The 25,118-nt window shown below is 40.3% G+C and carries 31 protein-coding genes; 30 read left to right on the forward strand and 1 reads right to left on the reverse strand.

Going from position 1 to position 25,118, the window contains the following annotated elements; all coding sequences use genetic code 11:
- Positions 1 to 6: 6 nt before the first annotated feature.
- From ACOOE0_RS17865 to ACOOE0_RS18005, 29 genes are all read left to right on the forward strand, one after another.
- Positions 7 to 471 (forward strand): hypothetical protein, encoded by a 465-nt coding sequence (locus ACOOE0_RS17865; RefSeq protein WP_420400267.1) that lies wholly within the window; start codon positions 7 to 9, stop codon positions 469 to 471.
- Between the two features lie 190 nt (positions 472 to 661).
- Complete coding sequence (locus ACOOE0_RS17870; RefSeq protein WP_420400268.1) at positions 662 to 964, forward strand: hypothetical protein; 303 nt, start codon at positions 662 to 664, stop codon at positions 962 to 964.
- Between the two features lie 81 nt (positions 965 to 1,045).
- Positions 1,046 to 1,705 carry a hypothetical protein gene (locus ACOOE0_RS17875; RefSeq protein ID WP_420400269.1) on the forward strand — a complete coding sequence of 220 codons (660 nt, stop codon included), beginning with the start codon at positions 1,046 to 1,048 and terminating at the stop codon, positions 1,703 to 1,705.
- Between the two features lie 87 nt (positions 1,706 to 1,792).
- The gene (locus ACOOE0_RS17880; RefSeq protein WP_420400270.1) at positions 1,793 to 2,476 is read left to right on the forward strand and encodes a hypothetical protein; all 684 of its coding nucleotides are present in this window, start codon (positions 1,793 to 1,795) and stop codon (positions 2,474 to 2,476) included.
- A gap of 19 nt (positions 2,477 to 2,495) precedes the next feature.
- On the forward strand, positions 2,496 to 2,933 hold the full coding sequence (locus ACOOE0_RS17885; protein ID WP_420400271.1) for a hypothetical protein: 438 nt from the start codon (positions 2,496 to 2,498) through the stop codon (positions 2,931 to 2,933).
- Between the two features lie 14 nt (positions 2,934 to 2,947).
- A complete protein-coding gene (locus ACOOE0_RS17890) occupies positions 2,948 to 3,298 on the forward strand; it encodes a nuclear transport factor 2 family protein (RefSeq protein ID WP_420400272.1) in 351 nt (116 codons plus the stop codon).
- 95 nt (positions 3,299 to 3,393) lie between these two features.
- A complete protein-coding gene (locus tag ACOOE0_RS17895) occupies positions 3,394 to 4,206 on the forward strand; it encodes an AraC family transcriptional regulator (RefSeq protein ID WP_420400273.1) in 813 nt (270 codons plus the stop codon).
- Between the two features lie 137 nt (positions 4,207 to 4,343).
- On the forward strand, positions 4,344 to 4,724 hold the full coding sequence (locus ACOOE0_RS17900; protein WP_420402241.1) for a VOC family protein: 381 nt from the start codon (positions 4,344 to 4,346) through the stop codon (positions 4,722 to 4,724).
- Between the two features lie 250 nt (positions 4,725 to 4,974).
- Positions 4,975 to 5,862, forward strand: a complete 888-nt coding sequence (locus ACOOE0_RS17905) for a hypothetical protein (RefSeq protein WP_420400274.1) — start codon at positions 4,975 to 4,977, stop codon at positions 5,860 to 5,862.
- Between the two features lie 146 nt (positions 5,863 to 6,008).
- Complete coding sequence (locus tag ACOOE0_RS17910) at positions 6,009 to 6,641, forward strand: hypothetical protein (RefSeq protein ID WP_420400275.1); 633 nt, start codon at positions 6,009 to 6,011, stop codon at positions 6,639 to 6,641.
- Between the two features lie 101 nt (positions 6,642 to 6,742).
- The gene (locus tag ACOOE0_RS17915; protein ID WP_420400276.1) at positions 6,743 to 7,387 is read left to right on the forward strand and encodes a Crp/Fnr family transcriptional regulator; all 645 of its coding nucleotides are present in this window, start codon (positions 6,743 to 6,745) and stop codon (positions 7,385 to 7,387) included.
- A gap of 88 nt (positions 7,388 to 7,475) precedes the next feature.
- Positions 7,476 to 7,973 (forward strand): DinB family protein, encoded by a 498-nt coding sequence (locus tag ACOOE0_RS17920; RefSeq protein ID WP_420400277.1) that lies wholly within the window; start codon positions 7,476 to 7,478, stop codon positions 7,971 to 7,973.
- Between the two features lie 29 nt (positions 7,974 to 8,002).
- The gene (locus ACOOE0_RS17925) at positions 8,003 to 8,662 is read left to right on the forward strand and encodes a cysteine hydrolase (RefSeq protein ID WP_420400278.1); all 660 of its coding nucleotides are present in this window, start codon (positions 8,003 to 8,005) and stop codon (positions 8,660 to 8,662) included.
- A 245-nt stretch (positions 8,663 to 8,907) separates the two neighbouring features.
- Entirely contained in the window at positions 8,908 to 9,513 is a 606-nt protein-coding gene (locus tag ACOOE0_RS17930) for a hypothetical protein (RefSeq protein WP_420400279.1), read from the forward strand.
- 9 nt (positions 9,514 to 9,522) lie between these two features.
- Positions 9,523 to 10,461 (forward strand): LuxR C-terminal-related transcriptional regulator, encoded by a 939-nt coding sequence (locus tag ACOOE0_RS17935; protein WP_420400280.1) that lies wholly within the window; start codon positions 9,523 to 9,525, stop codon positions 10,459 to 10,461.
- A 112-nt stretch (positions 10,462 to 10,573) separates the two neighbouring features.
- Positions 10,574 to 10,993, forward strand: a complete 420-nt coding sequence (locus ACOOE0_RS17940) for a VOC family protein (RefSeq protein WP_420400281.1) — start codon at positions 10,574 to 10,576, stop codon at positions 10,991 to 10,993.
- Positions 10,994 to 11,177: 184 nt separating this feature from the next.
- Complete coding sequence (locus ACOOE0_RS17945) at positions 11,178 to 11,474, forward strand: antibiotic biosynthesis monooxygenase family protein (protein ID WP_420400282.1); 297 nt, start codon at positions 11,178 to 11,180, stop codon at positions 11,472 to 11,474.
- Between the two features lie 108 nt (positions 11,475 to 11,582).
- On the forward strand, positions 11,583 to 12,176 hold the full coding sequence (locus ACOOE0_RS17950) for a hypothetical protein (RefSeq protein ID WP_420400283.1): 594 nt from the start codon (positions 11,583 to 11,585) through the stop codon (positions 12,174 to 12,176).
- 38 nt (positions 12,177 to 12,214) lie between these two features.
- Complete coding sequence (locus ACOOE0_RS17955; RefSeq protein ID WP_420400284.1) at positions 12,215 to 12,766, forward strand: GNAT family N-acetyltransferase; 552 nt, start codon at positions 12,215 to 12,217, stop codon at positions 12,764 to 12,766.
- Positions 12,767 to 12,782: 16 nt separating this feature from the next.
- Positions 12,783 to 13,598 (forward strand): AraC family transcriptional regulator, encoded by an 816-nt coding sequence (locus tag ACOOE0_RS17960; protein WP_420400285.1) that lies wholly within the window; start codon positions 12,783 to 12,785, stop codon positions 13,596 to 13,598.
- Positions 13,599 to 13,673: 75 nt separating this feature from the next.
- Positions 13,674 to 14,171, forward strand: coding sequence for a VOC family protein (locus tag ACOOE0_RS17965; protein ID WP_420400286.1), 498 nt, complete (start codon positions 13,674 to 13,676; stop codon positions 14,169 to 14,171).
- Positions 14,172 to 14,369: 198 nt separating this feature from the next.
- The gene (locus ACOOE0_RS17970; RefSeq protein WP_420400287.1) at positions 14,370 to 14,942 is read left to right on the forward strand and encodes a sugar O-acetyltransferase; all 573 of its coding nucleotides are present in this window, start codon (positions 14,370 to 14,372) and stop codon (positions 14,940 to 14,942) included.
- Between the two features lie 100 nt (positions 14,943 to 15,042).
- Complete coding sequence (locus tag ACOOE0_RS17975; RefSeq protein WP_420400288.1) at positions 15,043 to 15,915, forward strand: YihY/virulence factor BrkB family protein; 873 nt, start codon at positions 15,043 to 15,045, stop codon at positions 15,913 to 15,915.
- A 7-nt stretch (positions 15,916 to 15,922) separates the two neighbouring features.
- Complete coding sequence (locus tag ACOOE0_RS17980; RefSeq protein WP_420400289.1) at positions 15,923 to 16,492, forward strand: class I SAM-dependent methyltransferase; 570 nt, start codon at positions 15,923 to 15,925, stop codon at positions 16,490 to 16,492.
- Between the two features lie 43 nt (positions 16,493 to 16,535).
- Positions 16,536 to 17,021 (forward strand): DUF7000 family protein, encoded by a 486-nt coding sequence (locus ACOOE0_RS17985; RefSeq protein ID WP_420400290.1) that lies wholly within the window; start codon positions 16,536 to 16,538, stop codon positions 17,019 to 17,021.
- Between the two features lie 85 nt (positions 17,022 to 17,106).
- The gene (locus tag ACOOE0_RS17990) at positions 17,107 to 18,555 is read left to right on the forward strand and encodes a sulfatase (RefSeq protein WP_420400291.1); all 1,449 of its coding nucleotides are present in this window, start codon (positions 17,107 to 17,109) and stop codon (positions 18,553 to 18,555) included.
- Between the two features lie 64 nt (positions 18,556 to 18,619).
- Entirely contained in the window at positions 18,620 to 20,116 is a 1,497-nt protein-coding gene (locus ACOOE0_RS17995) for a sulfatase (protein WP_420400292.1), read from the forward strand.
- Positions 20,117 to 20,198: 82 nt separating this feature from the next.
- The gene (locus tag ACOOE0_RS18000) at positions 20,199 to 20,696 is read left to right on the forward strand and encodes a GNAT family N-acetyltransferase (RefSeq protein WP_420400293.1); all 498 of its coding nucleotides are present in this window, start codon (positions 20,199 to 20,201) and stop codon (positions 20,694 to 20,696) included.
- Positions 20,697 to 20,717: 21 nt separating this feature from the next.
- Positions 20,718 to 21,119 (forward strand): OsmC family protein, encoded by a 402-nt coding sequence (locus ACOOE0_RS18005; RefSeq protein ID WP_420400294.1) that lies wholly within the window; start codon positions 20,718 to 20,720, stop codon positions 21,117 to 21,119.
- Here ACOOE0_RS18005 and ACOOE0_RS18010 read toward each other — a convergent pair whose 3' ends face one another.
- Complete coding sequence (locus tag ACOOE0_RS18010) at positions 21,120 to 23,141, reverse strand: hypothetical protein (RefSeq protein WP_420400295.1); 2,022 nt, start codon at positions 23,139 to 23,141, stop codon at positions 21,120 to 21,122.
- Positions 23,142 to 23,371: 230 nt separating this feature from the next.
- Between ACOOE0_RS18010 and ACOOE0_RS18015 the strand changes: the two genes are divergently transcribed.
- Entirely contained in the window at positions 23,372 to 25,066 is a 1,695-nt protein-coding gene (locus ACOOE0_RS18015) for an OstA-like protein (RefSeq protein WP_420400296.1), read from the forward strand.
- The last annotated feature ends 52 nt before the right edge of the window (positions 25,067 to 25,118 follow it).

Below are 25,118 nucleotides of genomic sequence, written 5' to 3' on the forward strand. Positions count from 1 at the left end.
ACCTCTGTGTATTATCAAAAACTTATGTTCGGACTATTTAAAAAGAAACCGAAGGAATTACCTACTTTCAATTTTTTACAAAACTATCAGAATAAGGAAAAGTACTTTATAAGGACATTACAATGGGATTGGCTGGATGATAAAATGATACATGCCTTTGATAACAAATCCCCACGTATGATAACCATGGGTGAATGGCCTCAACAAATTTTCCTTGATGCTGTTGGGCAAAAGACGATTGAGGAATATGTCATTTGGATGGCAAGTCAATTCTCGCAAGGAAAAGTTCCCGATAATTTTGACGAAAGTATGATTTTGACGATTGAGGATCTCATAGCTGATGGTGAAATGCTTAGATTGGTAAACGAAAAAACAAAACTTCCTTATTATTTGGACGAACCAAAATCTAAACAGGATATTGATAAAGCACATGCCCTAATGGTTGAAGACGGATATATAAAGAACAAGTAACCATGTAAAAAATGGCTACAATTCATCCCGAATATTCGTGGTGAAACCATAGCCGAGACCATTGTGACTAATTAAACTAATCATGAAATCTATTATTTGCTCATTTCTTATTGCCTTATCCTTGTTGACTTCCGTAAATGTCCAAGATTCAAATTGTAATAATTACAAATTGGGATCTTATGAAATAATCATGTCAGGAGATACAGAGTCTTATTATTCCATAAAAAGAACTTCTTCGGAACAAATAGAGACCAACCAATTTGGCGACAAAGTCTATTACTCTATAAGATGGATAAATGATTGCAGTTATATTCAGAAATTCGACAAAAGTAAGATGAGCCTATCTGACGAAATGAAAATGGTGAATGGTGACGGTGGTATGGTAGTGGAATTGTTGAATGAAATCGGTGAGAATCGAATCGCATTCAGGTCTTATGTCAAAAATTTTAAAGAAATGAGTTTAAGAAATGGAGAGTTTAAAAAAATAAACTAGCCACAACAATGGCTATAATTCATCCTGAAGGCTCGGGACGAAATCATAGCCGAGACCCTAATATGTAATTTTGACTAAACTATGAAAAGACTGCCATTACTATTCTTGCTCATTTCAACAATTGGAATTTCTCAAGAAAAATTTATTGAGGTTTTGGTCAAGGACACCATCGTTCTTAAACCAAAATCATTCGAATATCTACTTAAAGGTGACTTCGTTTACGATTTTGGAGAAGAAAGCACCAAAGAAAGGACTGAAAAAATAATGAAATCCAACAAAAGGGTTTTGGAGTTTATAAAAAGGAACAGCCTCCAATTTGAAGAAAACCAAATTAACCTTGTTTTAGCAGCTTTTTCCGGAATTCAACCAATAAGCTACACCGTCTTTGTTCCAAATATCATTGAAAAAGAAATCTTCCTTGAGAAGGTTGAACAAACTAATGGCTTGGATTATAGTTTGATCAAGACAAACTATGAGCAAAATGAATCGACCGAGGAAAGGATTTATAAGAAGTTACTGGAAAAGGCGGACAAAAGGGCTGAACGACTTGGGAAAATAAAAAACTTGAAAATTGGCGACCTGATCGAAATTTCGGAAACGAAAGCATCCGAAACTGTTTTTTCCAGTTTCATGGAAAAACTTTTAGAAAGTGGAGATACAGCTTTGGATGTGACAACAACATTTATTAACGACAAAGGTGTTCTAAGAAAAAGTATAAGTGTTAAGTACAGTGTTGAATAAAACTGCTTACTACTCGGGCTATAATTCATCCCAAGAGCGCGGAACAAAATCATGGACCAGGCCGATAAGCAACATTAAAACGAAATAATGGGAATATTTGATTTTTTGACCAAACCTTCAGATGAAAAACTGACTAAAAAATTAGTGAAATATGTATATACCAGTATTCAAACTGATAAAGGTGTCAGAGTTGAAGACGCACTTTGTGCTATGTCAACAATAGTTGCAGAAAGATGTATTGAAGTTGCGAACGAATTTTCGATTAATGAACACGAGTTTGAACCTGGTTCCGCCATTTTTTCGGAAAAAATTAACGAGATTCTTGTTGGACCTGTGGCTGTTGAAAACTGGGATGAATTACCTCAAGAATCAGTTTTTGCGACAATCAAAAGGAAAATCAATTCTCATTTTGACGACAGTTCTTTTCCAGATCTGCCTGGGATTTTTGAAAATTATGCAAAGAACGTTGGAGAAACGGAATGGGGAAATCTTTCGTTGACAATTCCTGATGATAATAAACCATTCTTCCTACCTCTTCAAGCTGGATATGAGACAAGAAAGTTTGTTGACAAAAACATAAACCTTGAGAATAACGAAAAAACCTTGAAAATAGTAATTGATGCTATTGCTCATGTATTAATAGAAACAAAAATGGCATTGGCATCTAATGTTGCTCTAACGCTGACCTTTGAAACAATAAATGGAATGGCAAAAACAGCAACCATGACTGATAAAAAGATGACTGAATTACAGTCTGAAATTAATAAATAAAGTTGCCTATAAACCAAGAATGAAATTATCTGAAAACAATAAAAAATCACTTCTAGTTTCAATTCACCAATTGATTGAGGAAAGTGCAAATCACACGGTAAATGACCTTAAACATAAAAGGATAAACCGACTCATAAATTATCCTTCGAATGGAGGGTTGACGGAATCCGAAAAATCTGAATTGGTAAAATTGGAAGTAAATTCGAATTTAAAGAGTGCTTTAAGAAAAGTTTTCGCAAGTAATACTGCCGAAGTGTTTTTCTCTTTTCTGAATATATTGGACGGAACTACGGACCCAACGATTGAATACGGGGAATGGGAAGAAGTCATGTTAGTGGATTTTGATGAAGAAAACGAAATGGACTCGATGCTTCACGATGACTTTTATGGAACTTATTGGGATTGGAAAGAAAAACGACCAAATCCTGGTTGGAAATTGGATTTGTTAGACGAATAGAAAAAAATGAGCCTATGACCCAAAAATCCAACAAGGCTTTATGCTTGGACTATCTGGAAAAATATTCGGAAAAGGACTTGGATGGTATCCAAGAGATGTTTTCAGAAAACATTGTATTAAGAGACTGGAAAATACGGGTTGAAGGAAAGGAGAAAGCAATTGATGAAACTAGGAAAAACTTCAAGGCTGCAGATTCCATAGTCATTGATGTGCTTTCTGTTTATGAAAATACAGATACCGTGGCCGCCGAGCTTAAAATTACCGTCGACAGCACCGAAGAACTCCATGTGGTTGATGTCATAACCTTTGATTCCCATCAAAAAATAAAATCAATCCGAGCATACTTGGGTAGAGGTGATGATTAAATACATAACTTAACAATGACGGTGGTTCATCTCAAATGGAAATGTAGGAATGAAAAAGTGGTGGAGACCATCATGCATATAGCAAGACTACCCCAGTGAGTGAACTGAAAACCATAAGAGAACACTACAAACCGATTCAACCTGCGGTTTCGGCCAAGGATGACGAACCTAGTTATCACGAAATCCAACCGAATAAGGAAATCGAGAATTTTGTGTACTGCTTTTGGCAACTTAAAACGCAACATCCGCTAAAGCAAGATTATAACTACCGTGTTGTTTCGGACGGTTGTATAGACATTTTTTTCAACCACAAACGACCGACCGAAAATTTTGTAATGGGATTTTCCCGAAAGTATGTACAATTCCCTATTGGAAAAGAATTTGATTATATCGGTATTCGATTTTTGCCTGCTGCATTCCCGCACTTGTTTGCCGTGAACGCCAAAACTTTAAGCAACCAATCCCAAGACCTCAACAATGTCCTGCCCGATTTTTCCGAATGGATCCATTCAGAAATCAAAGCGATGGATTCCTTCGACACCATTGTAAAAAAGCTCAATGAAAAAATAAATGGATGTTTAAAAAAACAAGCTGTTCATTACGACCACCGTTTTTTGGACGCCCTGAACCTGATTTTCCAAAAAAATGGACATTTGGACACCGAAAAAGACCTTAATACTGGTTTAAGTCCACGACAACTTCGCAGAATTTTCAACTTTTATATCGGAACTACGGCCAAATCGTTCAGTAATGTTGTGCGTTTTCAGCATATTTTGAATGCAAAACCTTCAACCCAAAGTCTAAAGGAAAACAAACTGTACTTTGATGTTGGTTTTTTTGACCAGGCCCATTTCATCAAAAACTTCAAAACATTTTATGGGGTAACACCTTCGGAGGCCTTCAGTTAAGTTTGTCCGATTTTTACAATGCCCCCGTTTCTTGCCCGTCTAGATTTGCAGCAACAAAATAGTTGACAATGAAAGCATTAGTAGTAACTGCATTTGTTCTTACAGTTGGCTTGACGAGTGCACAAACAACAAACAAAATGAAACTTAACGCAGGAATAATTACCGAAAAATTGCAGGAAACAAAGCAATTCTACACAGAAGTTCTGGACTTTGGAGTACGTTTTGAAAACGAATTTTATCTATTGCTTCACACCCCTGACCATTCTGCGGAAATCAGTTTTTTACAACCTGATCACCCCAGCCAAAAACCCATTTTCCAATCGGCTTTTAATGGAAAAGGTGTTTATTTGACTATTGAAGTTGCGCATGTGGATAAAGTATACCAACAACTCAAAGACAAAGGTGTTCCCATCGAAATTGAAATTCGGAATGAACCCTGGGGCGATAGACATTTTGCCATAAAAGACCCAAACGGAATTGGAATTGATATGGTGACCTATACCAAACCAGAAGAATAAAACACCATGCCCAACGTTGGGTTAAGCTATAGCGGTTTGGGTACAGACCCAGACCGTTTCTGCATTTATTTGAGTAGCTTCTTATCGAAAAGTAGTGGATTTTAAATCCTGTCTACCCTTACCGCGACCATTACAACATCCCCAGCTTATAAATATTTGCACTATTTATGTAACCTCATTTTTGAATTAGAAGTCTTACTGGAAAAATTATTGCAGGGAAACATAGCCTGCAATAAAAAATAGCTAGGTAATGATAATAGTTCAAGTATGTTTTGCCGCCTTATTATTGGGCCCTATACTTTGGGGGGCATTTAATTGGGTCAGTTATAAAAGATTATCGGCCCCAAAAGGTATGGTCACCTTCAACACCCTGATCAATTCTGCAGTTCTGTATGCCTTGGCATATAATTTCATTTTTTTTCTACAGGAAGTATTTCTTGTTCTGGGGAAAAAAGTGCTTGGCCTGGAATCATCTTTATATCACAATAATCATACCTGGGAAGGAGAACACCCCATGATGCATTTGATGCAAGGTTCTGGAGCCTTGGCCATTTTTTTGATCGGGTTAATTTGTTTGGTCATTTACAGATACATTAAAAACTCCCAAAGCATCTGGAAGTTATTTGTTCTGTGGCTTGCCTTTCATGGAATTATTCAATCCTTGCCCCAAGTCACAGTGGCTTATTTAGCTCCAAACACAGATGTTGGCCAAGCGCTTGTAGGGTATTTGGATTTGAGTCAACCTCTTCTCATAATACTAGCTCTGATATGCATTTTTGCCACCCCTTTGGTTGTGATGCTGTTTGGCCGGCTTCTTTTCGAATTTGCTCCGGAGGATGTTGATCACAGCAACCCGAAGGTAAAATTCAAGTATATTCGGTTTATAGCCGTGGGAGCGGCTTTTGTAGGCAGCTTAATGATTGTTCCTTTTAGAGTGCCTCCAATGAGTCAGGCGATTACTCCTTTTATCGTTTTTATTTATTCCATTCCATGGATATGGGCTTCCGCCCATACAATCAAGCATGTAAAACATACGCCAAACAGGCTTGATCAAAAAGTGTATGTGTTACCCATAGTACTCCTTGTTCTGCTATTGATTTTCTTTCAGTTGGTTTTGGCTCCTGGTATAAAGTTTTGATACCTTACAGTGGTATTTTAAGGTTCAAAATCATAACCAAACAGCAAGGGCAAGCAGAATTAAAACCTGTAAATTGGCCTTTATGAAGCAAGTTTTTATACATTGTGAGGGTTGCAAAGTGATATCTGAAAACCCTATCCAGAAAGATGGAAAACAACATAGACATCATAGCCAAGTTGGCCTCATCCCTTAACCGAAGAGATGAAGTTCCAAATCAAGAGCTGGCCAAAGAAATTGTAGTTGCGCAGGACAAAAAGGCCGTAAAAGAACTGGTTGACAATTTATTCAATACCAAAGCCATTCAAAACGATTGCATTAAAGTACTTTATGAAATTGGCGACCAAGACCCGAAGCTGATTGCCAATTACGTTGACGAATTTGTTTCGCATTTAATAAGTAAAAACAATCGACTTCAATGGGGAGCAATGACGGCACTGGGCACCATAACGAATGAAAAACCGAAGGAAATTTACAACCATTTGCCTGCAATTCTAGAGGCATCCGACAAGGGTTCTGTGATTACCAAAGACCACGGCGTGAATATTTTGATCAAACTATGTGCTCTTAATAACTATGCAGAAAACACCTTTCCATTGCTGTTGGAACAGCTTTTGAAAAGTGCTCCAAATCAGCTTCCCATGTATGCGGAAAGGGCAATGCCCATAATTAACGATAAAAACAAAGCGCTGTTCTTAAAAACATTAACTTCAAGACTCAACGATTTGGAGAAAGAATCCAAAAGAAAACGGGTGGAAAAAGTGATCAAAAAATACCAATGAGAAAAAAAATAGCGTGTTCAATCCTGACCTTGAATGTATGCTATAACCACTAAATACTCGACATGTAAAGACACTTAATATATTCCAGCGATTTAATAGCAATGAACACTACCCCCATACCCCATAAACAAGAAATTCTTAAGAAATTTCATTTTCTAACCGAGATTGAGCTTAAAGAGGAACTCCTGGAACATGGGCAAATCTTGGAATTTAAAACGGGGGATGTTATTGTTCGTGAGGGGCAATACGTTAAAGTACTCCCTATTGTACTCAAAGGTACCATCAGGGTTTTTCAGACCAGTGAGGAACGGGAGATCTTGTTGTACTACGTGGATCCAGGCCAAACTTGCATGATGTCCTTATCCGCCTGTTTTTTTAACAATCAAAGTCCTTCCAAGGCCGTCGCGGCAACGGATACCACCATTCTTGCCATTCCAACCCCCTTTATCACCCAATGGCAAACCAAGTACAAATCGTGGAACACCTTTGTGATACGTACGTTTAGAAACCGATATGATGAACTCCTCGGTACTTTTGAAAGCGTAGCTTTTGAGCATATCGACACTCGAATCAATGAATACCTGCTTTTCAGAAAAGAAAAAGACAAAACCTCCCTTATTGAGATTTCCCATCAAGAGCTTGCCAACGAGCTGGGCACTACCAGAGTGGTCGTTTCCCGCATCCTTAAGCAATTTGAGCTCAATGAAAAGGTGAAACTGCACCGAAAAGGGATTGAATTGACATAATTTTTTGGTCACTGTATCAAAAGATACCGTTCCAAAGCTGCACCCTAGATGAAATTTGTGGCATCATTTTTAATCAAAACAAAGAACAATGAATGCACAACAAATTTCCATGGAAATGGAGCAAGAAATCATTTCCACAACGCAGCTGCTCAAGCTTGTCCCTGAAGACCGATTACATTATCAACCGCATGCCAAAGCAATGACCTTGGGGCAACTGGCACTTCATGTGGCCACCATTCCTTATTTCAACCTTGGCTATGCCAAAGATGGACAAGTGGAAGCAGCCGTAATTGTAAACCATCCACAACCGCTTACCAAAGATGATATTTTGGAAGGCTTGGAGAAAAGCAAAAAAGCCGTACAGTCCGTTGCGGAAAACGAAACAGATCAGTGGTTGAATGCCAACTGGAAACTCACGGACAATGGAAATACCTTGGCCGAAATGCCCACAGTGGCATTTATCAGAACCTTTGTATTGAATCATTGGTACCATCACAGAGGGCAGCTGTCCACCTACCTTAGGAGTTTGGAACTTGCACTACCCTCAATTTATGGGCCTTCTGCCGATGTAAATCCTTTTTCTTAATTCTTATCAACCTTAAAATTCAGACACAAATGAAACATATAGTATTCATCATAGCGATAACCCTATTGACAGCTCCCATCCATGCCCAAAATGGAAAAGAAGCCAAGTCCGTATTGCTCATCACTTCGGCGCAAGTGGATTTACTTTCTGAAGATGGTAAGGCTTGGGGCCTTACCAAAGATGCCGAGGCCAAGAACAAGGTAAGAGAAAATCTAAAACGGGTACTTATAGAGGCCAGAAAGCGCAACATTCCAATAATTCATTCCCCGGTTGGGTTTGACTATGAAAAGATGAAAGGGTACCAGCCTTTAAATGCCATTCAAGGGGTCATTGTCCAAAATCAATTGTTGGATATGAATTCCGATGGGGTTGCCTTTATTCCAGAGGCACGTCCTTTGAAAAAGGAACAGGTACTTCCTTTCCGTCAAGGTTTTTCTTCTTTTTGGGCGGATTCAGTTCAAGAACATTTGGAAAAGCTTGGCGTCGATACAATCTACATAGCAGGCATGTTGGCAGAAGGCTGTGTGGAATCGCATGCGCGGGATGCCGCAGAGAATGGATATAAAACCATTGTTATTTCCGATGCCATAGGTTCAACCAGCCTCGAGTTATTGGATGCCTCCTATAAGACACTTGCACTACATACGGCCACAATGATCACTACCCAGGAATTTTTGACTAAGGACTAATAGGTTGGGCAAAAGAACTCATCTTGGCTTTGGGAAGAAGTCGAGGTGAGTTCATTCGATCAAGACCAGAGGATCCAACTACTTCTAATTTGCATCTACCCTCTACTCTCTGGAGCCAAATTCTTGAAATCAGTGTACAATTAGCAAGAACCAAGGAACAATTCACTTACCTTGAGCAACTAAGTCATTGATTTTGGTTAACTTCAAACAGAACCATGTTTGTTGTTCTTCTTTAAGCGAATTCCATGACAAAAAAAGTTTTTCTCAAGAAATGGATTTTGGCCAATATTACCGGGTTTTTGATAGGTTATTTGCTCTATACTCCCATTGCCCACGGGCTTACCGGAAATCATGGTCGTGAGTTGAACACAAACCAAATCATTGCCCATTGCGTAGCGCTGGCCGTGGTGGCGTCAATACTGTTTCTGTTCCAAAAGTCAGTGCTTAAAGATTATATCTCAATTTCACGGATCAGAATTATCTTGGCGACCCTCGCATTCGTTTTATTATTTTGGTTTGGATACTACCAGACCGTAATTCCAGGGGAATTGGACTATGACATTCTGTTTGCTTATTTGGCCTTGGGTTCAGGATTATGGATAGGCATACTTTCCTTTTCAACAAATAAGGTGAAATGGTTGATAGCTGTGCTATCCTTCCCTTTTGCCAGTTTTATTGGAGAGGTTATCCTATTTGTTGTTTATTCCTCATTTGATCTTAACATGGATCTTCAAAACAGTACTACCAATCACGTTGTTTTTTGGATTACCGTTGGGATTACCACAGGACTACTTGGCGGATGGCTTAGTGGACTTGTGCTTTACAAAATGTTGCCAAAGCCTTCAAAATAGTTGTACCCAATGACGGATAGAGATTATTTCTCCCACTTATATGCAATCGCAAGTCAGCTAAACAAGGAGTTTTCCTTGTATTCCGTGTTGCGAAAATCTTTGGAGAAGATGGCTGAAATCCTGGATATGGACACGGGTTGGATTTGGCTTACCGAACCCGATAACAAATCGGTCTATCTGGCTGTTTCCCACAATTTACCGCCCGCACTGAGCAACCATCCTGAACGACTCGCCGGGCGATGCTATTGCATAAAACAGTATTTATCTGACGAAATGGATCAAGCCTTGAACATTAGTGAAATTGCCTGTACGCGCTTACAGGATATTAGCACCGGCACCAACGATTTAAGGTTTCATGCCACTATTCCAATCCATGTTAACGATGAAAAAGTGGGGCTGATCAACCTATTGAGTAAAGAAACCCGTAAACTCAACCAAAAAGAGCTAACCATACTGAATACCATCAGTGAATTGGTTGGAGCAGCTATTCAGCGGACGCGTCTGCAACCGCCATTCCATCCAAAAATTGCCCATTCGGAATCCACATTGGCCAAGGTCTCTAAAAAAGTGATTTTTCCAGAGTTGGAAGAAATAAAGGCTTGTCTTGAAAGTTCAACTTCCGATCAGGGTACGCTTAAGGAAGTACATCAAAAATTAGGGGATCTGCATTCCAATTTATCCCAACTGTTCCGTGAAACGGAAGATTTGGAGGATGCCGATTCTTCCGTACCAAGCTTTCATTATCCTGACTTGCCAATTACCAAACGTGAGTTACAAGTACTTCATTTGATCAAGGAGGGACTTACCAACAAACAAATAGGGGAACAATTGTTCATCACGGAACGGACCGTGAAATTCCATATCACGGCCATCTTATCCAAGCTCAATGCCAATAATCGCACGGAAGCGGTGGATATTGGACTAAAAAGAGGACTCCTAAGCGTCTAACCTCATCAGCGGTTACAATACTGTACTTAAGTACAGGTAGTTTTCTGTACCTAAGATCATTTTACACCTCCTTGGCTCTTTCGACCTTTGTTCTGAACAAAAACAACATGTTATGACACAAAGCATATATCTGGAACACGCCAATATCACCGTAAACGATCTTCAAGAAGCGATAAGGTTTTTTCAAACCGCCTTTCCCCATTTCAGAATAAGGGGTGGTGGCCATGGTACCCGGGAATGGGTTCATCTAGGTGACGAGCATACCTACATAGCATTGAACCAGGCAAAACTCAGTGACCTTCCGGTAGAAAAAAACTATGACAAAAAAGGCATAAACCATATTGGCTTTGTAGTGCCCAACGTGGAAGAAATAGCCCATAACCTTTTAAGTAAGGGATACAAAAGGGATTACCCAAAAGAAGTGGAACAATTTAGAATCAGGGATTATTTTGCCGATGCGGATGGCAATCAGTTTGAATTTGTACAATACCTGAGCGAGCTTACTGAAGAACGAAATAAATATCACAGTTAAATACTTACACCTCTCCCTGAAGCCATATCCCAATTAGGTTTATGGCTTTTTGCTTTCATTTTTATTGATAAAATTTGGTTGTTTATCAAAAATGCCGGTTTCCATTGGTTACATTTATCATTCAGTTGCGTAATTGAACATTTGGCCATCCGTCAGATGGGAATTACCTCTAAAAAGCAATTAAATGATACGAATCATCTATAGCTGGAAAGTAGCTCCGGAAAATCTGGACGCATTTATAAAAACCTGGACAAGAACCACCAACAGCATTCATGAAGAAGTTAAAGGGGCGCAAGGTAGTTTTATGCTTCAGGGAGAAGCTGATGGAAGCCAAATAAAAACCATCGCCAAATGGGATTCGCTAGAAGATTGGCAGCAGTTTTGGAGCGATAGCAAACCAACCCAAATGCAATCCATGCATGATTTGGGTGAGCGGGTCTCCGTGGAAATTTTCAAGGAAGTAGACGACTTTACAAAGTAAACCATGGACAAATTTGGACATGCTTCAAGCAGTAGCCATTCAAATTCATTTATGTTGACTTCGCCACAAACTAAAGTCCTTTGTAATACAATTAGCTTATCTTAGGGCATGGGCAATTTGGCAGGTAAAATTTGGAGTATTTTGGGTATTGCGTTATCTGCTTCTTCCATAGCTAGTCTATTGCAAATTGGATTTGACTTCAAACTGGCGCTAAGCCCTGCCGAAATCCTAAACTTTTATAGAGATTTGGTGCATCCCATTTTTCAGTTGTTGTATCAACCCGTCCAATGGGTTTTTGGGGATATAAAAATCCCAAACTGGATCACCGATGCACAGACCCTATCCATTGTAGTGAGCAGTATCTATGTAAGGGCCAAAAATGCCAAAAGGGAAAACGGCGAGGTGGTTCATTACAAAAGTCTTGCAAGTAAATTGGTTGCGATTTTCATGTTAGGTTTGACGATGTTGGGTTTGCTTTTTCTTCCTGTGATTCTGCTAGGCATGATCATGCTGCCTGTTTATTATATCAATCAAGTACGTTGGCAACCGCAACTCAAATGGTACCAGTATAAAAAAGTGCTAAAATCTGTGTATCTAGCGGCTGGAAATGAGGGTGCGTTGTTCAACACCTCGGCCATCTATGCCTACATCACGCTAGTAGTGGTTTTTGCCTTTTATCTATGGAATTCGATGATTCTGTAATGAAATATGAAGCTTGAAAATTCCTTTAAAGACATCTTGTGAAAGTTAAACTTGAAACCGAAAGATTATTAATATCCCATATTTCCCTAACGGATCTAGAGAAAATCCACGAATTGCATTCTCTGCCTGAAACAGACCAGTTCAACACCCTTGGGATTCCAGAAAATATTGAGGAAACTGAGCAAATTGTCAAGGATTGGATTGTGAAAAACAATAATGGGGAAAGCAGACATTTCACACTAAAAATAGAATCAGCGGCAAATGGGGAATTCATAGGTTTGATTGCTATGAACTTAGGCCCTCCGAAGTTTAGAATTGCCGAAGTATGGTATAAACTTCATTCCAATTTCTGGAAGCAGGGTTATGCCACGGAATCGTTGCACAGACTATTGGAATTTGGTTTCAGCGAACTCCATTTGCATCGTATTGAGGCCGGATGTGCCGTTGAGAACCTGGGCAGCATCCGAGTGCTGGAAAAAGTGGGAATGACCAAGGAGGGTAGAAAGCGACAGGTTTTACCCTTAAAACAGGGCTGGTCCGATAATTTTCATTACGCCATTTTGGCTACCGATTTTATAACCAAACGCTAGGAAATACAGCTGAGCCATGAATTATCAGACCTATCAGCCACGCCCCGAATTGGAGGCCTTGATCAACTTTTATTGGACCTTGGAAGTCCCTTTTGATCCCAACAACCCAAAGCAAAAAATTATTCCTGATGGTTTTGTTGAAATGACCTTCAATTTTGGAGACCCTATCAAACGGTACATCTCCGATAGCGAATTTGTTCTGCACCCCTGCGCCATGGTCATGGGGCAAAGAACCAAATCATACTATATTGAACCCATAGGTGATGTTGACACTTTTGCCATCTGTTTTTATCCCTATGGTTTTGCCAACTTTGTAAATACTACCCTTAAAAGTTTGGTAGACAAAGAAACCCCACAGGAAAATCTATTTGGACTGCAACCTGCCAAGGAATTGGAACAAAAAATGGTTCAAGCCACCACTACACAAGAAAGAATAGCCATTATTGAAGCGTTTCTTTTAAAGAAACTTAGCAATCCATCCACCATAGATCAAATTGTAAGAACAACCATAGATGTTCTTTTAGAATCCAAGGGAAGCCCTGCCATACGTAAAATTCTTAAAGACGATTTATCAAAAAGAAGGCAATTGGAAAGGAAATTCGCAAAACAAGTAGGTATCTCTCCCAAACAACTCGGTAAGGTAATTCGATTGCAAAGTGCCCTTAAAATGTTATTAAACAAGGAACACGACAAATTGACAACCATCGCCTACGAAAATGAATACTTTGACCAAGCACATTTTATCAAAGATTTTAAAGAGTTTACGGGAATTAATCCCTCTGAATTCTTAGGGAACGAGAACATGGCCCTTTCCACCCTTTTCTACAAATAAATCCAGCTGTCGCATTTTTACAATTTCCTTTTTTACCAGCGATTTAGTTTAGTCCCTATAAATGAATCGCACAACATGAAAGGAACTAGTATTAAGCTCTCTGTGGCATTATTGGCGTTGGTCATTGCCGCTTGTAACGGCAAAGCCAAACCGGAATTGGAAAAAAAACAAATGGATGCAACCCAAAACCAAAATACAAACGATATGAAAAGTTATGTTTCAATTTTTGAGATTCCTGCCACGGACATTACCAGAGCCATCAATTTTTATGAGCATATTTTGGATCTAAAAATTGAAAAATTCGAGATGCCGGAGATGGAAATGGGCATTTTACCGTATGAAGAGCAACTGGTCACTGGGGTTATTACCAAAGAAGAAGGGTTGCAACCTTCGGCGGACGGAACAACGATCTACCTCAACGGGGGTGACAACCTCCAAACCATTCTTGACAAAGTGGAGGAAAGCGGGGGGCAAATCATGGTTCCCAAAACTCCGCATGCGGATGAGATGGGCTTTTTCGCTTTGTTTATTGACTCGGAAGGCAATAAAATGGGACTTCATTCTCCCAACTGAGTCTCGAAAAACAGTTTTGTACCTAGCTATAAAAATCCTAACGGTTCTGGTTTAAACCCGAACCGTTTTTTGCATTTAAAAAGGTATCTTGCTAGGTAAAAATGGGTGGATTTTATCTCTAAAGGGAATACACCATGACCGAAAGTTGTGGTATAGCAGGACAAACCACATCACCCAAGCACACATAAACACTATTCCATGACCGAAAAAGAGAAAATGCTGGCCGGTGATTATTACAATTCCAGGGATTCGGAATTGATCCAAATGTATCACAGGGCGCGGAAGCTTTTGAAACAATACAATAAGCTAGATTCGGAATTAATTGAAGAAAGAGAGCAGATTTTGGATGAGTTGTTTGGGTTCAAAGGAAATGGCGTTTGGATAGAGTCACCATTCTTTTGCGATTATGGAGAAAACATTTCCATTGGGGAGAACACCTTTGTGAATACCAACTGTATGTTTTTGGACAACAATAAAATTACCATTGGCAAAAACGGATTGATAGCACCCTATGTTCAAATCTATACTGCCAATCACCCTTTAAAAGCTTCGGATCGTATTGTGGATGATGGACAATCATCACGATACTTGACTTCCACTGAACCTGTGACTATAGGGGATAATGTTTGGATAGGTGGAAACACGGTAATTTTCCCTGGTGTTACCATTGGCAACAACGTGACCATTGGTGCAGGGAGTGTAGTGACCAAAAACGTTCCGGATAACGTTTTAGCCTTTGGGAATCCATGCGAAATAAAGAAACAACTTTAGCCGCTTTGTGAAACAATCTATTTCAAAGCCACTAATTTTGTGCCTACCAAGCTCACATCCTTATTTTTATGATGCGAAACTCTAATCCATTCACCTCTTCATGATAAAATTCATAAAGGAAGTTTTCAATCATTTCTTTAGCGGAAATACCTTTCAAAAAGGAGCTGCTTTGGCCTATTACGCCGTTTTCTCCATGTTGCCCATGATAATGATCATTATTTCCATTTTGGGGCTTTTGTTCGGTAAACAGGCTGTCTCAGGAGAAATATATGGACAACTAAGCGATATTTTGGGAGCTGAGGCTTCATCCCAAATTGAGGACATTATCAAAAATCAGCATGTACAGCATAATGGAGTTGTAACCTCTATCATTGGGTTTGTAACCTTAGGTTTGAGCGCTTCGGGAATGTTCAGCCAAATCCACAATGCCTTCAATAGTTTATGGAACATTAAAGCAAAGCCGAAAAGCAGTATCATCAACTATCTGTCCAAGCATGCCGTTTCTTTTCTCATTTTGATTGTGATGTTCTTTCTTGTTCTGACGAGTACGGCCATCAATAGTTTTTTAGTAAAACATGGAAACAACCTGCACACCGATTACCAATTCACCTATCTGTATGAGCATTTGGCCTCTTTTGTGGTACTCGCTTTGGTTTTTGCCATTATGTTCAAATTTTTGGGAGATGCGCAGATCCATTGGAAGGCAGCAGTGTTGGGTGGGGCGTTTACCGCCACACTTTTTATTTTTGGAAAAATAGGCATTGGGATGTATATAGGCCACAGCCATGTGTCATCCACATTTGGATCGGCAAGTGTGTTGGCCTTATTGATGCTTTGGGTGTACTACACTTCCCAGCTCATCTTTCTTGGTGCCAGTTTTGTTAAAATAATCAGCACTCGGCTAGGATACGAAATCTTGCCAAACGCCAACGCTGTACGGGTAGAACATGTGGAAGTTGATGCCAAACTATGAAAATTCAATGAAGAACAATTATTATCAAACCAAAGAATCGGTTCAAGAATATATTCGCTTGGCTAAGGATGTGAATGGAGGAATGTTGATTGAGAAACTGCACAAAGTACTACCGCACAAATCAAAGGTTCTAGAAATCGGTTCGGGCCCAGGTACCGATTGGCGTATTCTGAGCGAATCGTATCAGGTTACCGGATCAGATAATTCAGGCGAGTTTCTAAAACATCTCACAGCGGATAATCCAAACGGGGAATTCTTGAATTTGGACGCCGTAACCCTCAAAACAGATCAAAAATTTGATGGTATCTATTCAAACAAAGTAATGCATCATTTGAAGGATAATGAATTGTCAGAGTCAATACATCGACAACATGCCATTTTGAATTCCAATGGTATAATCTGCCATTCATTTTGGGAGGGTGAAGGTTCGGAAACTTTTAAAGGCCTTTTTGTAAATTATCATACCAAAGCAGCCCTTGAGCAAATGTTCCAATCCCGTTTTAAGATTTTATTGCTGGAAACGTACAAGGAATTTGAGGAAGGGGATTCCCTTTTGCTCATTGGCATGAAAAGATAAACCTTCAGAACCAAACCATCATAACAACCAAGAACAGAAACACATGAACAATTTAGTAGGGGAACACATTGAGGAATATGCCACACAAAGCAAATCGGGCAATGTTGCCAAAGGATATAAGGCATTAATAGGCTTTCTAATGGGATTAAGAACCCATTTTATAAACCAGCATGCCACTGAATTTATAGTGGGCAACTTCTACCAAGGGTATATGGACATGAGTTATTTTCCGCTTACCCCCAAAAGCTTGAAAAGTCAAAAGTTAAAAATTGGTGTGCTGTTTAATCATGAAAAAATGCAGTTCGAAATTTGGTTAGTGGGTCAAAACAAGCAAATCCAACAGAAATTTTGGGAACAGTTTCAAAGTAGCGATTGGAATAAATATCCTATTTCCAAAAATGCCCACAGTTCAATAATTGAGCATGTTTTGGTTAAAAACCCTAACTTCAACCATATAGATGCTTTAACAGAAAAAATTGAAAGTGGGGTCCTAAAATTCCATAAGGATATCATGGAAGTTCTTGCTTAGACAATGCCAATGACTGAGGAAATGGGGAACTTTTAACTAGCTGAAGATTCCCGTTGGACACCCGTTTGGAAAACAATACGAGACCATGAGAAATTTGAAACTATTGGTTTGTGCCGCTCTTGGTACTTTTTTGTTGAACAATTGCGGCAACAAACAACAGCACCCAAAAAAATCGAACATCCTTTTGATTTGTGTTGATGATCTTCGACCTGATCTGAAAAGCTTCGGGGTAGACCATATCATTTCCCCCAACATAGATCAATTGGCACGTAGCGGAATGTCCTTTTACAGGCATTACGTCAATGCGCCAAGTTGTGGACCTTCTCGATACACCCTCTTAACCGGTCAATACGGAAGAGCTGATAATTATGCGCTTTTCCATCGAGCGGAAAACTGGGCAAAGGACAATAAAAGTGTTGCTCCCAGCATGCCGGAATGGTTCAGGACCAACGGCTACACAACGGTTTCCGTTGGCAAAGTTTCCCATCATCCCGGTGGTAGGGGCGGAAAAGATTGGAACGATACTTCCAAGGTGGAAATGCCCAATGCATGGGATAAACATTTGATGCCCGCCTCGGAATGGATGCATCCCAGAGGTGCCATGCATGGCTTGGCCTATGGAGAAATCCGAAAAAATGCCGCAGAGATGGATGTATTTCAAAGTGGAGAGGGTAATGATGATATCTATCCTGATGGTGCCATTGCCAATGAAGCTTTGAAACAATTACAAGAACTTTCCAGCTCAAATGAAAAGCCATTTTTTCTTGCCGTCGGATTTCTTAAGCCCCACCTCCCGTTTGGAGCACCCAAATCCTATTTAGAGCTTTATGACAGTATCAAAATACCGCGCCCAGAACATTTGAATAAACCCGTGGGAAAGACTACTTGGCATGCATCGGGTGAATTTATGAAATACAACCGCTGGGATAAAGACCCAAACGCGGATGAAACCTTTGCTGAGGAAGTACGAAAACATTATGCGGCTTGCATCAGCTATGCGGACGCACAAATTGGCAAGGTATTGAGCAAATTAAGGCAAACTGGGGCGGAAAAGAACACCATTGTGGTGCTTTGGGGAGATCACGGTTGGCATTTGGGCGAACATGCCATCTGGGGAAAACACAGTTTATTTGAAGAATCGTTACGCGCCCCTTTGATTGTACATTATCCAGGAATGGAAAACGCCAATACCAACACCAAGGCTATTGTAGAGACCGTCGACATTTTTCCAACACTTTGTGAATTAACAGGGGTTGAAACACCCTCATTTGTACAAGGAACCTCGTTTAAACCTATTTTGGAGGATTCCAGGATTCCAGGACACCCAGCTGTTGCATATACCAACAATGCCATGACACTCAGAACCAATACCCACCGCTTAACTCTCCATAACGATGGTTTTGCCGAACTGTATGATCATACTTCCAAAGCCGCCGAATCCGAAAATAGGGCAATGGAAAATCCTGAAATGGTGGAAGAACTAAAAAAAGTCTTGGAAGAAAGACTACCGGAAAAACACAAACTCGTACAATGAACCAGGGATATCTGAGATTTAAAACCTAGCAATAGGTCGGTCAACCCCTTGAAAATGGATACATATGAAACGCTTTAGAAAAATATTGGTTACTTCACTGCTTTGGATTTTGGTACTTTGCTTTGTTCCGAATCTTTCGCAAAGTCAGGAAAAACAAAGTCAACGTCCCAATATTGTATTTTGCCTTGCAGACGATTGGGGATGGCCTCATGCAGGAGCCTATGGTGATACATCGGTTAAAACACCGAATTTCGACCGAATCGCGAAAGAGGGAATTCTTTTCAACAATGCCTATGTCACCAGTCCTTCCTGTACGCCAAGTAGAAATGCTTTTATAACAGGAAAGTATCATTGGGAACTTGGACCGGGGGCAAATCTTTGGAGTACGTTGCCAGCTGAACACCAAAGTTTTATCCACCTATTGGCAAACAATGGATACACCACTGGGCGAACCAAGGCGAAAACTTGGGGTCCTGGAAATCTGGAGGAGTGGATTTCGCATCACAAAGCCCATCCAGCCAACCAGGCTTACGAGACCTTCGGAGACTTTCTGAAAACCACCTCTAAAGAAACCCCATTCTTCTTTTGGTTGGGCACTTCTGACCCTCACAGAGACTATAAAAAAGGTTCAGGGAAAGCAAGTGGTATTGATGTTTCAAAAGTTCATCTCTTTGAGCATTATCCCAAATCGGATGTGGTACGCAACGATGTGGCCGACTATTATTTTGAGGTTCAGCGATGGGATAGCCTGGTAGGTTCTGTCATATCCCAACTGGAAGAACAAGGTCTGTTGGAAAATACCATTATCATTATGACTGGCGACCACGGAATGCCATTCCCACGATGCAAGGGCAATCTTTACGACTCAGGAGTCCGTGTTCCCTTCGCGGTTCGTTGGGGGAAAGAAATCAAGGCCAATAGATGGGTTAACGATTTTATTTCCTTTGCAGATATTGCCCCCACCCTACTTGAAATTGCCAGTGTGGATGTTCCCAAGGAAATGACCGGCGAAAGCTTTGTAAATCTTTTGCAGTCCACAAAGTCAGGAACCGTTGATACCTCCAACCGGACTGATATTGTTTTTGGTAGGGAGAGACATGTACCAGCCCAAGAAAAACCCAATATGGCCGGTTATCCCTCCCGTGGTTACAAAAATGACAGCTTCCTATACATTCGAAATTACCAGAAAGATTGGTGGCCAGCGGGTACCGGAGAATTGGGAAACACCAACCTGCCAAACCAATGGTATGCAGATTGTGATGGCGGTCCCACCAAGAATTACATTATTGAAAACAAGGACAAGGATGAAGCACACCGAAAGGCATACGAGCTTTGTTTTGCCAAAAGGCCGGAAGAAGAACTTTATGATTTAAAAAATGATCCCGATCAGGTAAACAATATTGCTGCTAATACAGATTATGCCGACGTTTTAAAACAAATGAGGTTGAAACTTCAAGAAAAATTGATTTCCCTTAATGATCCGAGGGCTAAAAACCCCAATTTTGATGGCTTTGACCACTATCCCTACTTGGGCGGAGGTGGCGGTAAAAAAACCAACTAAATCAAAATAAAACAAAGTCCTTTATTTGATTGTAAAAACCATGTTTGATACATTGCCATAAACTTGTCAAGCTTTCAAGAATATGACGACCGTTCTTCACGCTACATCAAAAAAAGATTTCAGCACCATCGCCCATTTGGCCCATATCATCTGGACTGAACATTATACTCCAATAATTGGGGTAGAGCAAGTCAGTTACATGCTGGATAAATTTCAGTCAGCCCAAGCTATGGAAGACCAAGTAAAAGAGGGATATCACTACTATCTGTTGCAACATGAAAATACTCCTGTGGGCTACTTTTCCTTCAACCCAAAAGATAGCTTCCTATTCTTAAGTAAATTATATGTTTTGAGTTCGGAACGTGGTAAGGGGATTGGCAGGAAGGCCATTGAATTTATAGAAAACCAGGCCAAGAAATTGGGGAAAAGTAAAATACGATTGACCGTGAACAAGTACAACAGCAATTCCATTGCAGCCTATGAAAAAATAGGTTTTGTCAATATTGATTCCATTGTCCAAGATATTGGCAATGGTTTTGTAATGGATGATTATGTTTTGGAACGAGAGTTAGATTACTAAAACAACTTAATACCATCTGCAATGAAAATTTCAGCCAAAGTTTCAAATAGTTTGAATCATCACGAAGTATGGTTGGATACCAACGGTACAACATCCCAACTAAATATTCCCGGTAAGTCTACCGGTTTTGGGTCTTCAGCGAATGGCGGTGAACTTTTGTTCCTATCCCTTGCTACCTGTTTCTGTAACGACCTTTATCGCGAAGCTGCAAAAAAAGACATCCAGCTAAGCAAGGTAGAAGTAGAAGCATCTGGCGAGTTTGCAGCGGAAGGAGAACCAGGGTTTAACATAACCTACCAGGTCGCTATTGAAGGAGATGCCTCCGAATCGGTTCTAGACGCGCTTATAGCCGATACGGATAAGGTTGCCGAAATTCATAACACCTTGCGCAAAGGGGTTTCCGTTACTTTAACCTCTAAGTAGTTAGGGGTTTCTATCCATAAAATCTTGGAATCGACCAGGGGTCAATACCTCCCAAATGGAAGCCACTGTCCACCCCACAGACATATGCGCATTGAGATATCCCTTACCGTTGGCTCCATAATCCCAGACCGTGTGTTGAATAATCTCGGGCATATAGCCCTTTTTACCAACACCCACCATATGCCCTTCATACGGTAACATTTGATCCTTGATGGAGGAAGTAATTACTTCAGACATTTCAGCAAACCGCTTTTCTTTTGTTTCCTCGGACAGCCAATTTAAAACATGTGGAAAGTCAAAGGCCCAAACATCAATATGGTTGTTTTCTGTGGACACATTTCCCCAACCCCGAGTTTTGAGTTCTGCTTCCTTTAGGAGACTGCCTTCTGCAAAAGGAACATCATAGAGGTAATACCAACTCAGTCCAAAATATGCGGCTTTTTGAGCTAAGGCCACATACTTTTTGCGCATATCGTCTTGAGCGGTCAATGCCAAATGGTAAAACGAGACAGCCGCAATGGCCGCGGCCTCCTTATCCTCACAATTGGCATCCAAAGTGGAAGAAAAATAGTCGGCTTTATCAATAATGTATTTTTCAGAATAGTTCCCTGCTTTTACCGCCACTTCCAGAAATTTAGGCTCTTTAAAGTATCGAGCTGCCATAATCATAGGTGTAATAATGCTTTGCGTACTGCCCCTGGAATCATCCAATACGGCAAAAGAGGTATCAAATTTTCTTGGAAAACCTCCTTCATCGTCCTGCATTTTTGCAAATTGGTGCATAAGATTCTCTATGGTTTTCACAAGTTTGGGATGTTCTTTACCATGCTGCTTGTCAAAATCCAGTAAAAACAATAAATTTTTAAGCCCCTCACTCTGCTTTCTAAGCGTATAGACATCCTCTGCATTTTCGCCATATACCAACTCCCGAATCAAACCAGTATCCGTAAAACCATTGGCATAGTAGGAGTCCAAGACTTGTCGGGCCAAAGCTTTGTGCTCATCATTGTTTTGCTCATAACCATATTCCAATAAATTGTAAGCGTTGGCAAATGTCTTTCCGCAAAAGCCCACTGATAGCACTCCGGTATTCTCACAAGTTTGTGTATCGAACCAAAGTCCTGCAAAACCTTTTAAATTTTTGGTTTCCGCATAGCTTTCATAAAAATAATTGCTAAGTATTTCCTTGATTTCTGCGTCCGTTTTCTTAGGGTTAATTGAGCTAGGATGATGTCTATCGTATCCCTGTTCCCATGTTTGGGTGACCAAATCGGTGAAATCAGCCGCGCTGCCATGGCTCACCTTCCAACTAACTGTAAGCGTTTCCCCTTTTTCCAGAGTATAAAAAGCCTTCCATTGAGGATTCAATTTTAATTTGGATTGATAGGACTTGGGCACTTCATTGAATGGAAAATTGGCGGCCAACTGCAGATGATCTTCGCCCATTTTACCAATTCCCAAACTCCCAATATCAGTTCTAATCCTGATTTTCCCTCCCGTGGAATCAGGTGTTTCTTCCCTAACCAGATTGTCCATCCGTTCCAATTTGAGCCATTGTTGCAGCTCAGGATTAAATGCAACCGCAGCCGGTGTACTCATCCGATCCTCCCTAAACGACCAGTAGTCGGCGGTTTTGAAGGAAGGGGCAGTCTCTGGGGATCTCATGTTCCTTTTGTACCAAAAGCCGGGCAATAAAAATTCAGCCTTCTGGAAAGAACCATTGGTTACCGACCAAGTTTTATGGAGGTTGATGTCCAAATCTTTTTCGGCGCTTATGGTATATTCATACAACAAACCTCCATCTAAAGTTGGAGTTACTTTTTTAATTACCATAAGATCCTGATCGGAAGTCCCTCCCCCGTCTTCTATATAGATTTTGATTTCCGTTCCTTCCCCATCCAAAACAGAAATTTCCAAGGGGTGTTCTTGAATGTATTCAGGAAGCTTGGGGCTGTTATCAGCACAAGCAATTAAACAAATGGCACTTCCCACCAAAATGGTGAGTCTGATCAAAAAATGCATATGATTGTGTATTTGGATCTACAAGAAATTAAATTCAAAATAATTCTACATGCAAAAATCGACGGAGGTCATCCCTGAACGGATTAACGCTTTGGCATACACTTATCCGCCGAGGGTTACAAATTATCCCGTAAAGGGTTTGATAAATTGGCTTGAAATTATCCCAAAGCTTTCTAAATCCTGTCCCCTACTTTTCCTAAAAAGCCTACTTTTGGACAAAATTTGTGGTATTGAGGCAACTAGTTTTTTTCATTTTGATCCTGATTGCATTCCCTGTTTTGGGTCAGGAGCAACCTGAACAGGCCGAAGGAAGGCAAATCAATATTGTTTACGGGGCCAATTTCACCAAGGACGAGGATAACTTCCCTGGAGCTTCCATATTTAGTAAAGATGATGAAAGACAGGTACAGTTTGAGCACCAAGGTGCCGACCTTTGGTGTGATGTAGCCATTTTTTACAATCAGGAGAATCGCCTTAAAGCTATTGGAAATATCCGTTTACAACAAGGGGACTCCATTGAAATGAACAGTGGAAAAATGGACTACGATGGCAATACCAAGCTCGCCAAGGCCTGGGAAAATGTGGATCTTACCGATGGTAAAATGACCCTGACCACGGACACGCTTTATTTTGACAGGGAAAACCAGCTCTCCTACTATCGCTCTGGAGGTAAAGTGGTGGATTCGGTAAATGTGCTCACCAGTATCATCGGAAATTACTTCATGAAACTCAAGAAGGTGCAATTCCGTAAAAATGTACACATAGACAATCCAGAATACATCATTGATTCCGAACAACTGGATTACTACCGCCTTTCCAAAAATGCATACATGTACGGTCCCTCAACCATTGTTGGCGAAGAGTATAAAATCTATTGCGAGCGGGGATTTTACGACACTACTATTGAGCGGGGTTATGGTGTAAAAAACACAAGAATAGATTACAACAACCGTATCATTGAAGGGGATAGTGTCTATTTTGACAAAACCAGCTCCTTTGCTTCTGCCACAAACAACATCAAGGTAACAGATACGGTAAATAATGGGGTAATTAGAGCTCATTATGCCGAAGTGTTCAAGGAAAAAGACTCCGTCTTTGCTACCAAGCGAGCTGTGGCCATTAATTTGGTTCAGCAAGACTCATTGTATATTCATGGTGATACCCTAATGGTAACTGGGAAGCCAGAGTCCCGCATTGTTAGGGCCTTTAGAAACGCTAAATTTTACAAAACGGATTTAAGTGGAAAATGCGATTCTATCCATTCCGAGGAAAAAACTGGAATTACCCAGTTGATTACCAATCCTATTCTTTGGAACCTGGAAAATCAAATTACCGGGGACAGCATCCACCTAATTTCTGATTTGGAAACAGAGAAACTGGACTCGCTCAAAGTACTTGAAAATGCCTTTATCATTTCTGCGGACACCATAGGAAAAAAGGGGTACAATCAGGCAAAGGGTAAAAACCTCTTGGGCAAGTTCATTGAAAATGAGCTCAAAATAATCGACTTGATACAAAATACCGAGGTCATCTATTACATGTACAATGACGACGATGAACTCATCGGAATTGACAAGACCATCTGTAGCAAGATTAGATTGCTCATGGCCAATAGTGACATTGAGGATATTACCTTTTTTGTAAACCCAGATGGGGATATCTTTCCGGAAACCGATTTACCAGAAGAAAGCAGAAAATTAAAAGGTTTTGTTTGGCGAGGCGATGAACGTATTCTTTCCAAGGATGATATTTTTGATGAGGACGATAACAATATTGAATTGGTGAAAATCAGGGGTATCGATAATCCAGTGGACATTGATACCGAGGAACAGGAACGGAGCGGCAACCTACCTTTGGACACTGACCAAAAGCCCAATGCGGACGCAACCAAACCCAAAGAAACCAAAGTCCCCAACAGTAATTAATCATTGCTCATTGTCAATTGTTAATTGTTTACTGTTAATTGCCCATTGAATA

The sequence above is a fragment of the Flagellimonas sp. genome, from assembly GCF_965215805.1.
Lineage (GTDB): Bacteria > Bacteroidota > Bacteroidia > Flavobacteriales > Flavobacteriaceae > Flagellimonas.